Raw genomic sequence first — 12,849 nt, 5'->3', positions numbered from 1 at the left:
CAATTTGCCTCCCTCGAGTAGTGATGAAAGTGAGCAAAACATGTCCGTGAGCAAAGAATCCCTGTTCCTCAACGAGCTGTACGCTTCGTGGCTTACCCGGTCCGAAGGAATGGACCTCGCCAGTCAGCGAGATATGTTCGAAGAGTGGCATCTTCCGACCATCGAACCCATCGGCGTCACCTATGAGGAAGTGACAGCCAACGGTGTGCCGGCAACATGGGCCAAGCCTTTGGGGGCCGCCGAGGACCGCGTGATTGTCTTCACCCACGGTGGTGGGTTCGTGACAGGTTCACGGTTCTCACACCGCAAGCTCGCAGCACACCTCGCCAAACTGGCGGGTGTTCACGCCCTGATCGTGGACTATCGGCTCGCGCCGGAGCACAAGCACCCGGCCCAACTCGAAGACTGCATGGCCGTCCACAAGTGGCTCCGCACGCAAGGTTACAAGGCGGAGAACACGGCGACTGTCGGCGACTCGGCGGGTGCCAATCTCGCGATCTCGACAGCATTCGAACTCGCGAGCGTGGAACTACCCACTCCTGCTGCCGTCGTCACGCTTTCGCCTTGGCTCGACATGGAGATCAAGGGGTTGACGGTCGAATCGAACGACGCGGTCGACGTATTGGCCAAGAGGGCGGTTCTGGAAATGATGCGGGAGATGTTCCTCTCCGAACCCGCAGATGCAACGGACCCGCGCGCGAACCCACTGCTCAACGACTACACCGACTTCCCTCCGGTGTACGTATCGGTCGGAGGCTTCGAGACGCTGCTGGACGACTCACGTCGGTTGGCCGACTTGATCGAGAAGGTGAGCGGCGAGGTCGTGCTCGACGTGGTCGATGAGCAACAGCATGTATTTCACTTCAACGCGGGACGGGCACCCGAGGCGGATCAAGCGTTGAGCCGGATTGCCCAGTGGCTGCGACCCAAGTTGGGCCTCGCCTGAACTGCGCCCGCGCCGCGTGCGCATGAACGCGAAGGCTCTCGGCGGCAAGAGGTGAACGTGCTCGTCGACGGCGGTCTGTCTGGACCGCCGCCGACGAGTTCGTTCGCGTGCCGGTCGGGTATCAGTTGAACGATCGATCCGCAGTGAAGATAAGGGAGATACACCCATGGATAGTCCAGTCCTCGTCCAACGCGACGGGTTCATCGAGACATGGACGATTAATTTACCCGCGCAGAGCAATCCTATTTCCGGGATGGAGGTGGTCGACGCATTGGTCGCCTGCGTCGAGGCCGTCAACGCCGACTACGGTGTGCGAGCTGTCATCGTCACCGGTGCCGGATCGACGTTTTCCGCCGGCGGCAACGTCAAGGACATGGCGAATCGTCGCGGATTGTTCGGGGGGAAGCCTCACGAACAACGGGATGGCTACAGAGCTGGGATACAACGGATTCCGCGGATCATGTACAACTGCGACGTGCCTCTCATCGCAGCAGTGAACGGCCCTGCCATCGGTGCCGGATGCGACTTCGCCCTCATGTGCGACCTCCGCATTGCCAGTGAAAAGGCATTCTTTGCGGAGAGCTTCGTCAAGCTCGGAATCATCCCGGGTGACGGTGGCGCGTGGCTGCTGCCCAAGGCCGTCGGGATGGCGCGGGCAGCAGAGATGATCTTGACGGGCGACCGTGTCGACGCGATCAAGGCACTCGAGTGGGGATTGGTCTCCAGTGTCGTTGCGCCGGAGAAGCTGCTCGACGAAGCTCGCGCGCTCGCCGGCCGGGTGGCCGCCAATCCGCCACATTCGGTACGGATGGCCAAGAGGCTCCTCCGCGAGGGACAGCACCAAAGCCTCGACAGTCTCCTCGAATTGTCCGCTGCCATGCAGGCGCTGGTTCAGCAGACGACCGATCACACGGAGGCAGTCAACGCCTTCATGGAGAAGAGAACTGCCGCCTTCACCGGCGAGTGACGTTCCCGAGAAACCGAAGAACTCCGTGGATGCGAATTGGATGCTTCCACGGAGTTCTTCTTTCAGGTCTGCTCGCGAAACTGGTGCCCTTCTGGTGACGCCTGGGCACTTCAGCGGGTGATGAGGCCCCAGATATTCTCGCAACCTGCTTCGAGAGCGGCGGTAGTCAAGATGTCGTCCCAGTAGTGGACGGATCCGAATTCTGAGCGCCACGCCAGGGCGGGTTGGGTGAATTCGTGCAGCCTGTGCTCGCGAGTGGTGCCGATCGCGCCGTGCACCTGGTGGGCGTTACGGACGACGACCGATGCCGCGTGTCCAGCACACGACCGGGCGACGGCAATGAGGAGTTCGAGGTTCTCACTCGACCACTGTGTGCGGACCGCTTCCGTCAGTGCTGCTTCGGTCGCTGTTCGGGCGAGGGAAGCTTCTGCTGCCATGTCAGCCACCAGGTTCTGCACGGATTGGAACCTGGCCAGTGGGCGTCCGAATTGCACTCGTTCGGTGGTGTGGGCGACGGAGAGATCGAGGATGCGGTCGAGGGCGGCACACACCTGCAGCGCTCGGATGAGGGCGCCCCGCAGAAAGAGTTGTCGGATCACCGAGTCCGACACTGCGGTGCCCGACAATGCGATCGTGTCAGCGGAAACGACGTCGCGGGGTTCGTCGGCGAGGTTGGACCCGGAGGTGATGTCGAAGAAGGTTGACTCGAGGTCGGCGACGACGTACGTGTCGTTCTTCCGCCAGACCGTGACGATCTTGTCTGCCTGGGACGCCCACGGCACGCCGCGGGCGACGCCTTTCTCGTCGAGTACGCATGCGGTGAGGCGCGCATCGTCCATCGGTAGGCCGGCCTCTTCGAGAAGCCAACCGGCGAGCAGGTCGTGTTCGGCGAGAGGAACCCGGACCCCGTGCGATGCCGCGGCGCGCACGAGTTCCGCGGCCTCGTACCAGCCTGCGCCGCTGCCGCCGGTCTCTTCGCGGCCGGTCAACCGGACAAGACCCAGTTCGTCGAGTTGTGCCCACAGGGAGGGATCGCACGTGGCCATACCGTTCTCGGGCCCGTTCCGTTCCCGGTGAGCGGAAAAGACCGCGGACATCATGTCGGTGAGGTCCGCGTCGACCGTGGTTGGTGCGTGCATCAGCGCATCCCCAATCCCCGCGCGATCACGCCGCGCAGAACTTCGTTGGTGCCGCCCCGCAGAGTAAATCCTGGGCGTTGGACGATGGCGTCCTCGAGCATCGAGGCGTAACCAGTAGTCGAAGATTCATCGGTGAGGAGGTCGGCAAAGTCGGCTATGTCGCCTTCGGTGGACGTCCCGAGGACCTTCACCACGGCTGCGGCGGTGTCGGCGGGCTCGTGGCGCTCGAGTGCGCCCGCCACTGCGGTCGACATCTGGTGCAGACCGGCGATCCGTCCGAAATACCGGCCCAGATTCGAATGCCGCGGCAAGGTTCCCTGCTTCATCTGTTCGGCGGTCTTCGCGAGCAGGGCGAACGTCGACAGGAATCGCTCCGGGCCGCTGCGTTCGAAGCTGAGTTCCGAGGTGACCTGCTGCCACCCGTTATCGATGGTGCCGAAGACCATCTCGTCCTCGACGAGGACCTGGTCGAGGAGGACCTCGTTGAAGTGGTGCTGCCCGTTCATCGACACGATCGGCCGGATGTCGACCCCGGGGGCGTGCAGATCGACGATGAACTGGCTGAGGCCATCGTGTCGATGTGCCGGATCGAGTTGGGCGGTGCGAGCAAGGCAGATGAACGCGTCAGCGCGATGAGCACCGGAGGTCCAGACCTTGACTCCGGTAATGGACCACCCTCCGTCCACTCGGGTGGCCTTTGTGCGCACACTGGCCAAGTCGGACCCGGAATCCGGCTCGCTCATACCGATACCGAAATAGCATTCTCCGCGCGTGATCGCCGGCAAGAACTTGTGCTTCTGGACCTCGGTGCCGTACTTCAGCAGCGACGGGACGATCTGCCGGTCGGCGATCCAGTGGGCGGCGACGGGGGCGCCGGCGGCGAGCAACTCTTCGGTGACGACGAACCGTTCGAGGTGGCGGCGACCATGGCCGCCGTACTCGGCCGGCACGGTCATGCCGAGCCATCCGCGGGCGGCCAATGCACGTGTGAAGTCTTCGTCCCAGCCAGTCAACCAGGAGTCGACCTGTCGGCCGATCTTGCCTTCACTGAGTTGCTCGGCAAGAAACTCACGGACTTCGGTCCGCAAGTCGTCCATGGCGTGTGGGTCGCTGGAGACCGGGGGCACCAATCTGAGGTTGGTCATGATGGTTCTTCCATTCAGGAGGAGGTGGCCTGAGGCGACGTCGCCGTCACGACGGATGCATCGGCCAGCGCATGGACGCGGTCGGCGGAGAGTCCGACGACCTTGTCGGCGATGACGTATTGGGCATAACGAGGTTCTCCGTCGATGAGTTCCGCGAGTTTCGCGGCGCCGGACGCGGCTTGCACGATGTCGTCATAGGCGGGGTAGTCCCGGAAGGCGGTCTCGGAGCCGTACGCCTGTGCGGTGCAGAGGATCAGTCCCGGATTGACCTCCGAGAGTCGCTCGTAGGTGATGCCCAATTTCTGCCGGGAGCGCGGCCGTAGATTCGTCACCAACACATCCGCGTTGCGCACCAGATCGTCGAGGATCTCGCGGCCCTCCGCGGAGGCGAGGTCGATCGCGATGCTGCGCTGTTGCGCTGAAGGTTGAGTGTCAGAGCGCTCATACCGTCATGGCGGCGGGCACCTACATCTCGGCTCATGTCACCGTCGAGACTCTCGACCTTGATGACGTCTGCGCCCATGTCGGCGAGGGTTGCGGTGGCGAAGGGGCCCATGATCACGGTCGTCAAATCGATGACGCGCAGACCGTGAAGAGCGCCGGGTGTGAGTTTCACTGAAACCTCTTTCGCTGCGACAGGAAGCACTTCATGGACTATGTCAGTCTCAACAGATTTCCGCAATAATGGAGTGAATTACAGATATAAGTAAGATAGAGTGGTGGTGACCGCTCGGATGGAGCAGTGCCCGTAGGGAGAATGTGCCGTGATGCAACCAGATGACGCCCCCAATGTTCGAGGCCGCAGTCGCCATCGAACCGTGGACCGCATTGCTGCGATTCTCGAACTCGTAGCCCGATCCCACACCGGACTCACCTTGAGTGGGATGGCCAAAGAGCTCGACGCGCCGATCAGTTCGACGCAAGGTCTCGTCAACGGCCTCGTTGCGACGGGTTATCTCGAGGAGCACGAGCGACGGTACTCGCTCGGCAGTGCCCCGTATCTACTCAACCGCCTCGCTGGGCGGCAGCCCGTCTCGACGGTCACGCACGCCGACCTCGAAGACGTCCACGCGAGTTCCGGCTTGACGACCGTGCTGTCGATCGCCGTCGGTCCGAACATCTTCTACGTCGACTACTGCTCTTCCGACCCACGGTTCGCGTACCTCGCCGAGAACTACGTGAGGCGATCGCTCATCCGTACCTCCGGCGGCTGGATACTGCTTGCCGGGATGGAGAAGCGTGACCTCTGGGCGTACATCCAGACTCTGCCCGACGAGGATCGCGACACTGTCGAGCGGTTCTTCGCTGCCCTACCGGAGATCGAACAGACCGGAATCTGCGCCTCCCCCAACGAGTCGACCGACGGCGACGGTGTCTCGGTCGCGGTTCGTGAGAACGGCAAGACCGTCGCCGCCGTCGGTGTCATCGCACCACACACCGTGATCACGAAGGAGCGCGACAGGCTGGTCGCACTCTTGGAGCAAGGTGCCCGGAGTTGGTCCGATCGCAGCGTACGACCGTAATGCAGCCGACCCGGGGCACCGCGGTCAGCCGGCGAACTGCTTGCCGAGGAATTCGACGACGGCACCGTGCAGTTCAGCGCTGCGCGGAATGGCACCGGTCATCCAGTACACGGCGTGGACAAGGCCTTCATACAGTTCGACCTGCACGGGGACGCCCTGGTCGGCCAACCTCCGGCCGTAGTCCACGCCCTCGTCCCGAGTGACCTCGTATTCGTTGAGCAACAACAGGGTGGAGGGAAGCCCCGACAGATCCGCGGCCTTGACCGGGGAGGCGTACGGATTCTCGGCGTCTTCCGGGGTGGCCAGGTACTGCTCCCAGAACCAGTCGATGGCTGCCGTGGTGACCAAGTACCCCTCGGCGTTCTCCTCGCGCGACGGGAATCGTGCCGTGCCGTCGATGACCGGATAGATCAATACCTGAGCGCGCAGTGCCGGGGCGCCGGTGTCGCGTGCCCGGAGGGCTGTGACCGCGGCCAGGTTGCCTCCGGCGCTGTCACCCATGACGGCTACGCGCGTGCCGTCGCCACCGAAGTCGGCTGCGTGCTCGACGACCCAGTTCAGTGCGGCGAACGCATCTTCGGGTGCGGCAGGAAACTTGTGCTCGGGAGCCAGTCGGTAACTCAGTGCAGCCACGATGACTTTCGCATCGGCGGCGAGCGCGCGACAGGGCTGCTCGGTGACGTCGAGGCTGCCGGCGACCCAGCCACCGCCGTGGATGTACACCACGATCGGCAGAGGTGTTTCGGACTCCGGGATGTAGAGACGCACTGCCTGGTCGCCACCGGGGCCTGGGTAGACCGTGTCGACGACACGAGCGACGTCCGCCTTCGGTGCCTGAAGGCCGCTGAAGGACTCGACGACCCCACGGACTTCAGCAATGCTCATCTGCTCGAACGACTTCAGTCCCTGCTCGTTCAAAGTGTCTATCAAATTCTTGACCGCAGGATCGAGTGCCATGGTGTTCTCCTTCATGTCATGAGCAAGTCTGTTCAGCCGGCAGGTGGAGCCACACTATGGGTGCGTTCGGCGCGGGAGTGTCCGAAAATCACACACGCATCCGCGCCCCGGTGTCACAGGCGTGTGTCTCACAATCGGACACACCGACGCCCTGCGGTTCTAGTTTGATTCGGAGTGATCAACAGACGGCTGGAATTTCAGCGTCGCCGACAGAGAGGAACGGCAGTGAACGCGATTGCAGCGATCGAAGGAAGCGGTGACCATCGGATCCTGGTGTTGCACGGCTGGGCGCTGGACAGCAGCGTATGGCTCACCGCCCGAGCCCGGACGGATCAGTCCCGCTTCACCTACGCGTACCTCGACTTTCCGGGATACGGGGTCAACCGGCCCGAAGCACCGGCCGACGGAATCGACGGGATGGCTGCGGTCGCCCTCGACGCCGCCGATCAGCTCGGGTGGTCGACCTTTTCCGTTCTCGGACATTCGATGGGGGGCACCACAGCGCTTCGGGTGGCGACCCTCGCACCTGAACGCGTGACCTCGGTCGTCGCACTGACGCCCGTCTCCCCGGCAGGTACCCCTCTCGACGAAGCGACCTACGGTTCCTTCGCCGGGGCCTGGGCCGACCCGGGTGCAGCCATCCGTGGCGCACTGGCACCGCACATCGACGAGACAGATCTGAAGAATCTCGTCGACCGCAACCGCTCGACGATGGACCAGGCAACCTGGGAGTCCTACCTGAAGAACTGGACCAGTCCCGACTTCCTCGACCGGATGGGCACCTACGAAGGGCCTACCACCCTGATCGTGGGTGAGAGCGACCCGTTCGTCACCGCCGAGTACCTCGGGGACACGTTGGCGGCCTTGAAGAACGGGAACCTGAAGACCATTCGGGGCAAAGCCGGGCACTACCCCATGGTGGAGAACGCTCCGGAGACGGTGGCGTTGTCGGAGCAATCTCTGTACTGATCTGACCGGGAACGCAATCCGGGTTCCGACCATGCCACGTTCGAATCACGAATCCAGGGAGGATTCTCACCATGTTGAATCACGTTGTGACATTCAAATGGAAGCAGGACATCAGTGACGAGCACATCGAGTCCTTTCACGAAGCTCTGAGCGCAGTCTCGGAGAAGATTCCGGAGGTCGTGGAATACCGTTACGGAAGGGATCTGGCCCTCAAGCCCGGCAGCGGCGACTACGCAATCTCCGCGACCTTCGAAGACGTTCCCGACTTTCGCACATACCTGGCACATCCCGATCATGTGCGTCTCGTCCAGGAATTCATCTCGGTGATGGCCGAATCGTATTCGTCCGTTCAGATCGAATTCGCCTCGTGATAGGCGCGACCGGACCGTCGTTCGTCGAACGGCGGTCCGGTCGACAGTGTCGCTCGTTTCCGAAAGTTGTGATCCAGTGGTGAGTGTCGAACACACCGGGCAGGCCCCGTCACGTGGTGCCCTGAGCCGTCCCGTCTCGGTGCGTGACGACGCGGCTGCGTGGGTGGAGGCGTGGCCGGATGCCCGAATACTTCGCGTGAACGGTCGCGGTCAGGTCCGGCTTGTCGACAGACAACTGATGCTGGAACCGGCCGCCGACCTCTACTCCGAGCCTCCCGCGCGCGCCGTGCTGCTCGGCGTCTGTGGCACGGTTCACGAGTGGGCGGTGCGGGACGAGTTCCTCGCTGACAATTCCTCTGCGGGAACCGACGTCGAGCTCGGTGACCTGCGCTCACACGGAGCACTCCTCGATGCTGCTGACGCCGACCGGTATGTCACAGCGTTGGCATTGCTGACGTGGCAGGACGACGCCCATTTCTGCGCGCGGGATGGGGCGCCGACAACGATCACCTCGGGTGGTTGGATGCGCGTGTGCACGGCGTGCGGCCGGGAGGAATATCCGCGTACCGATCCCGCGATCATTTGTCTGGTGCACGACGGGGTGGACCGAGTACTGCTGGCGCGTCAGGCGAACTGGCCGGCACGGAACTTCTCGACGCTGGCGGGCTTCGTCGAGGCGGGTGAGTCTCTGGAAAGCTGTGTGGCACGGGAAGTTGCGGAGGAGGTTGGTCTCGTCGTCTCCGACGTGGTCTACGTCGGAAGTCAGCCCTGGCCCTTCCCTCGCTCCCTCATGCTCGGATTCCATGCCACGGCCGATCCCCGAGAAGAGCTCGTCTTCATGGATGGCGAGATCGGCGAAGCTCTCTGGTGCACCCGCGCGGAGGTACGGGAGGCTCTGGCTGTAGGGGATTGGACGAGCTCGGCGGATGCGCACGTGTTGTTGCCCGGCGCAGTCTCGATTGCGAGGCGCATGCTCGAGGCCTGGGCGCGAGCCGGTGATTGACGCTCTGTCTCGATCGGCACGGTTCCGTCATCGACTGGGACTACTGCGGAAGGAACCGGCTTCCGTCGATTCCCAGGGCGCGCATTTTGCGGTAGAGGGTGGAGCGAGCTACCCCCAGGCGTTGCGCAGCCAGTAGTTTGTTGCCGTCGGTCTCGACGAGTGCCCTGAGCAACGCGTCACGCTCCGCCAATTCGAGTGAGGTCGAGGCATTTCGGCGGCGTAGATCACCGTCGCGGTATCCGTCGGGCAGATGCTGCACTCCGATGTCGGAGCCCATCGACCGCAGGAGCGAGGACGCCAGAACCGATTCGAGCTCTCTGACGTTTCCCGGCCAGTCCCGCGCGACCAGCAGTTGCAGAGCAGTGGGTTGCAGTCGCAGGCCGTTGCGGTCCGGGGAGTGCTTACGTAGTAGGGCGACACTGATGTCGGCGATATCTTCGGACCGATGTCGCAGTGGATCGATATGTATGCGGCGCATGAAGTGATCGCACAGTCGCCCGGCGGGGCCTTGACGGATCCCTTCGCCGGCGGTGGCAATGATGTGAGCGCGATTGTCGACGGCCTCGCTGAGGATCGCGCAGACGTTGGAGACCAGTTGTTCCGGCAGGAGATCGAGATGCCGGATGATGAGGGCTCCGTCGACCTTGTTCCAATTGACCAGTCCGGCAATCCACGCGTCGGGGTCGACGGAGGCGGTACCAGCGTCGAACACGGTGAAATGGCCGTCGGCATCCTGCATCCGGTGGAGGGCGCTCGCGGCAAAGAACTTGCCGGCGCCGGGTTCTCCGGTGACGAGCACAGGTGCGTCGATCGCGGCGAGTCGCTCGAGTTCGGTCTGCAGTCGCTTCGTCGCCAAACTGCGGCCGGGAATCTTGACAGTCTCCGTGCGCCTTTCGACGGAGGAGGCCGACGCCAATTGACGGGCGGGCGACTTCTTCGTATCGCGGGGATGTGGCCGCATCTCGATGACGATGCCCGCCGGCGTTCGGGAGTCTCCGACTCTACGTGCAGTTGCGGAAACCGTGACGTTGTCGGCGAGTCTGACGTCCCCGATGAACTCGTCGCGGCCGGCCAGCATTCGGCATGCCCAATCCCACAAGAGCGCCTGGTCGGACGTGTCGACGATCCGCGCGGCCATCGGAGTGGTCATGATGACATCTTGATTCAAGGACACCACTGCAGAGGAGCCGCGTCGAGAGGCCTGCAGGAAGGACTGGAGAAGCAGTTGCTCGCGATCGGAGGACTCGGCGTAGAGGCGCGACTGAATTTCGCGCACGGCTGATTGCGCCAGGGCACCCATCAGCGCGTTGGAGTCCGACAGGTTGGAGGTGATGTCGAGGATCCCCTCCACGGTGCGGGTGATCGGATGGATGATAGGAACACCGACGCACGCCAGGCTCTGCAGCGCCTCACGGAAGTGCTCACCACCGCTGACTTGGAACGGTCGTCGCTCCTCCAACGCGGTGCCGATCCCGTTGGTGCCGGTGTCCTCCTCGGCATAGCGGAAACCGGGTGCCACGTAGGCGCGGTCCAAACGCGCTCGCAACCCTGCGTCGCCCGCCCTGCGGTCGACGATCTGAGCGGCGGAATCGGCCAGCAGGATGGTCGCGGGCGCGTCCTGCAGGTGTAGGACGAGGTTGTCGATCACGGGATCGGCGGCTCTCCTCAACCGGCTGTCACGATCCACGTCCGGCGTGTAGGGAAGGTCGCCATCGCCGGACGAGACGCCGATAACTTCACACCGCCGCCATGACGCCTCGATCTCGGGTCGGAGGGTGCTCAACTCCTGGCTCTCTCGTGATGGCGCTGATGTCCAGAATCGTTCACGTTCGTTCACTGGCTCGCGGCCCGCCTTGTCGATACTCATAACCACCTTACATCACTGGTCAGGGGATTTTCCGAGCTGACCCTCCCTTCAATGTAACCTGGCTCACATCTTTGGGTGTGTCCCGTTTTGCTACAGTCCGCTCGCTGTCCCGGACCTGGTGGGGATGACTGCAACGCTGTGATCGCCACCATCGGAGATGGTGCTCGCCTGGTCCGTCGATGTGGGCTGACCTGTGTTTTCCCGATGCTGTCGTCTGATGTCGGCTTTGTCGATCTTGCCCATTGCAGTCTTGGGGATCTCATCGACCCTCACGAAACGATCGGGCAGCCAGAACCGGGGGAGGGTTGTCGCCAGGAACGTCCGGAGCTCCTCGTCGGTCACGTCGGCGTCCAGCCGGAGCCACGCGAGGGGGCGTTCCTGCCATGTGTCGTCCGGCACGGCGATGACGGCGGCCTCCGAGACAGCAGGATGAAGCATGAGCGCATTCTCGAGGTCCACCGAGGAAATCCATTCCCCACCGCTCTTGACGAGGTCCTTTTCACGGTCTTTGATCTGCAGGCCGGCGTCTGGGTGAACGGTCGCCACATCGCCGGTGCGCAGCCAGCCGTCTCGAAAGCTGTCCGGCGTTCGGGGATCGTCCAGGTATCCCCGGGCGACCCACGGCGAACGTACTTCCAGTTCGCCGACGGTCTGACCATCCCAGTCGTGTGGTGACCCGGATTCGTCTACGACGCGAAGCTCGAACAACGGCAGTGGCCTGCCCTGCATCGAGCCGCCGGGGGAGAACGTGCCCATCGGAGATGTCTCGGTCATTCCCCATCCATTTACGACGCGGGCGCCTTGCTCAGCCCACCACCGCGCCAGCGCGACCGGCGGCACCTGCCCGCCGAGCCACATCGTCTTCAGCTCCGAGAGGTCGTAGCCACAGTTACGGCGTAGGTGCTCGTCGCGCATGAGGGCGGCGACCGTCGGCGAGCCGACGAAGGTGTCGGGCCGTTCGCCATGGATCAAGTCCAGGAACCGCTCGGGTGTGGGGTGCGGTCCGGGCAGCACCAGACGTGCGCCCTGGAGCGCCGCCGCGTAGGGGACACCCCAGCCGTTGACGTGCGACATCTGGGTGGCGAGCAGGTAGGCCCGCTCCGCGTCGATCTCGACTCCGCCCTTGGTGCTGATCGCCATGGCGTGGAGCACGATGCTCCGGTGGCTGTAGACGACGCCCTTGGGCAACCCGGTCGTGCCCGAGGTGAAGCAGATCGACGCCGCAGTGTTTTCGTCGATCTCCTGGAAGGACCCGTGGGTGGATGCACGTGAAACGAACTGATCATAGGGAATGACCTGGTCGAAGCCATCGATCGCACCGGGTTCGCCCACCACGACGAGGTGACGAACCGTGGGAATCCGACCACGCATCGCCTCCACCGACGGGAGGAGATCCTCGTCGACGATCAGAACCTCATCTGAAACATGGTTGATCGTATAGGCCATGTGTTCGACCGGCATGCGGTGATTTACCGTGTGCAGGACGGCCCCGAGCGCTGGGACCGCGAAGTAGGCCGCCAGGTGCTGACGGGTATTCCACGCCATGGTTGCGATTCGGGACCCGCGTTTCACGCCGATCGATGCGAGCGCACCGGCCAGATCCCTCACGTCGGAGACCAGGTCCCGGTACGTGAAACTGCGAACCCCGTCCGAAGTCCAGGCCGTGTTGATCCGAGCGCCATTCACGTTCTCGGCGCGCCACAGCAGCCTCGCCACCGACAATTGACTACTCATCATGAGCCCATCCACCGGTCCCACCGCCTTTCATCAGATCGCTCCAAGTCGGGTCCTCGATGGATGCCAACTCTGCGACCACGTAATAGGCCGATCCTGTACCCCCCGTCAGGCACACGGTGTCCTATAACGAGTCATCCCTTGCCCCAACGTGGTGTTGCATTTTCGGACATTCGTTTGATCACTCAGCCGACAACAGTGGTGGAAACCGCGGGTTTGAAATGCCGA

General features: G+C 63.3%; 11 protein-coding genes and 1 pseudogene. 6 read left to right on the top strand and 6 right to left on the bottom strand.

Annotation, left to right across the window (positions count from 1 at the left end):
• Window positions 1–40: 40 nt before the first annotated feature.
• On the top strand, window positions 41–946 hold the full coding sequence (locus QM841_RS18815; RefSeq protein WP_283333349.1) for an alpha/beta hydrolase: 906 nt from the start codon (window positions 41–43) through the stop codon (window positions 944–946).
• A gap of 166 nt (window positions 947–1,112) precedes the next feature.
• Window positions 1,113–1,913 (top strand): crotonase/enoyl-CoA hydratase family protein, encoded by an 801-nt coding sequence (locus QM841_RS18810; RefSeq protein WP_283333076.1) that lies wholly within the window; start codon window positions 1,113–1,115, stop codon window positions 1,911–1,913.
• Between the two features lie 110 nt (window positions 1,914–2,023).
• Here QM841_RS18810 and QM841_RS18805 read toward each other — a convergent pair whose 3' ends face one another.
• From QM841_RS18805 to QM841_RS18795, 3 genes and pseudogenes are all read right to left on the bottom strand, one after another.
• Complete coding sequence (locus QM841_RS18805) at window positions 2,024–3,052, bottom strand: acyl-CoA dehydrogenase family protein (protein ID WP_283333075.1); 1,029 nt, start codon at window positions 3,050–3,052, stop codon at window positions 2,024–2,026.
• Window positions 3,052–4,197 carry an acyl-CoA dehydrogenase family protein gene (locus QM841_RS18800; protein WP_283333074.1) on the bottom strand — a complete coding sequence of 382 codons (1,146 nt, stop codon included), beginning with the start codon at window positions 4,195–4,197 and terminating at the stop codon, window positions 3,052–3,054. The genes QM841_RS18805 and QM841_RS18800 overlap by 1 nt, the downstream gene beginning before the upstream one ends.
• Window positions 4,198–4,211: 14 nt before the next feature.
• Window positions 4,212–4,753 (bottom strand): annotated as a pseudogene (locus tag QM841_RS18795) (CoA transferase).
• Window positions 4,754–4,964: 211 nt separating this feature from the next.
• Here QM841_RS18795 and QM841_RS18790 point away from each other — a divergent pair.
• The gene (locus QM841_RS18790; protein ID WP_283333348.1) at window positions 4,965–5,720 is read left to right on the top strand and encodes an IclR family transcriptional regulator; all 756 of its coding nucleotides are present in this window, start codon (window positions 4,965–4,967) and stop codon (window positions 5,718–5,720) included.
• 24 nt (window positions 5,721–5,744) lie between these two features.
• On the opposite strand, the gene lipP1 is transcribed toward QM841_RS18790, so the two are convergent.
• Window positions 5,745–6,677, bottom strand: a complete 933-nt coding sequence (lipP1, locus tag QM841_RS18785) for a LipP1 family hormone-sensitive lipase (RefSeq protein ID WP_283333073.1) — start codon at window positions 6,675–6,677, stop codon at window positions 5,745–5,747.
• A gap of 225 nt (window positions 6,678–6,902) precedes the next feature.
• Between lipP1 and QM841_RS18780 the strand changes: the two genes are divergently transcribed.
• The 3 genes from QM841_RS18780 (at window position 6,903) to nudC (ending at window position 9,020) form a co-directional block, all read left to right on the top strand.
• Window positions 6,903–7,646 carry an alpha/beta fold hydrolase gene (locus QM841_RS18780; RefSeq protein ID WP_283333072.1) on the top strand — a complete coding sequence of 248 codons (744 nt, stop codon included), beginning with the start codon at window positions 6,903–6,905 and terminating at the stop codon, window positions 7,644–7,646.
• A gap of 71 nt (window positions 7,647–7,717) precedes the next feature.
• Window positions 7,718–8,017, top strand: a complete 300-nt coding sequence (locus QM841_RS18775) for a Dabb family protein (RefSeq protein ID WP_283333071.1) — start codon at window positions 7,718–7,720, stop codon at window positions 8,015–8,017.
• Window positions 8,018–8,093: 76 nt separating this feature from the next.
• Window positions 8,094–9,020, top strand: coding sequence for an NAD(+) diphosphatase (gene nudC, locus QM841_RS18770; protein WP_283333070.1), 927 nt, complete (start codon window positions 8,094–8,096; stop codon window positions 9,018–9,020).
• A gap of 40 nt (window positions 9,021–9,060) precedes the next feature.
• Here the strand turns inward: nudC and QM841_RS18765 are convergent, their stop codons facing one another.
• Window positions 9,061–10,887 carry a sigma-54-dependent Fis family transcriptional regulator gene (locus QM841_RS18765; RefSeq protein WP_502943277.1) on the bottom strand — a complete coding sequence of 609 codons (1,827 nt, stop codon included), beginning with the start codon at window positions 10,885–10,887 and terminating at the stop codon, window positions 9,061–9,063.
• Between the two features lie 90 nt (window positions 10,888–10,977).
• On the bottom strand, window positions 10,978–12,624 hold the full coding sequence (locus tag QM841_RS18760; RefSeq protein ID WP_283333068.1) for a long-chain fatty acid--CoA ligase: 1,647 nt from the start codon (window positions 12,622–12,624) through the stop codon (window positions 10,978–10,980).
• Between the last annotated feature and the right edge of the window lie 225 nt (window positions 12,625–12,849).

The organism is Rhodococcus sp. IEGM 1307, from assembly GCF_030056915.1.
In the GTDB taxonomy this organism is placed as follows: Bacteria; Actinomycetota; Actinomycetes; order Mycobacteriales; family Mycobacteriaceae; genus Rhodococcus_F; species Rhodococcus_F opacus_D.
This window is presented reverse-complemented; position numbering and strand designations above follow the sequence as displayed.

What these genes read in the sequence shown, in the direction of transcription:
- QM841_RS18815 (WP_283333349.1), top strand. Translation starts at nt 41, where the DNA reads ATGTCCGTGAGCAAAGAATCCCTGTTCCTCAACGAGCTGTACGCTTCG.
- QM841_RS18775 (WP_283333071.1), top strand. Translation starts at nt 7,718, where the DNA reads ATGTTGAATCACGTTGTGACATTCAAATGGAAGCAGGACATCAGTGAC.
- QM841_RS18810 (WP_283333076.1), top strand. Translation starts at nt 1,113, where the DNA reads ATGGATAGTCCAGTCCTCGTCCAACGCGACGGGTTCATCGAGACATGG.
- QM841_RS18765 (WP_502943277.1), bottom strand. Translation starts at nt 10,887, where the DNA reads ATGAGTATCGACAAGGCGGGCCGCGAGCCAGTGAACGAACGTGAACGA.
- QM841_RS18790 (WP_283333348.1), top strand. Translation starts at nt 4,965, where the DNA reads ATGCAACCAGATGACGCCCCCAATGTTCGAGGCCGCAGTCGCCATCGA.
- QM841_RS18760 (WP_283333068.1), bottom strand. Translation starts at nt 12,624, where the DNA reads ATGATGAGTAGTCAATTGTCGGTGGCGAGGCTGCTGTGGCGCGCCGAG.
- QM841_RS18800 (WP_283333074.1), bottom strand. Translation starts at nt 4,197, where the DNA reads ATGACCAACCTCAGATTGGTGCCCCCGGTCTCCAGCGACCCACACGCC.
- lipP1 (WP_283333073.1), bottom strand. Translation starts at nt 6,677, where the DNA reads ATGGCACTCGATCCTGCGGTCAAGAATTTGATAGACACTTTGAACGAG.
- QM841_RS18805 (WP_283333075.1), bottom strand. Translation starts at nt 3,052, where the DNA reads ATGCACGCACCAACCACGGTCGACGCGGACCTCACCGACATGATGTCC.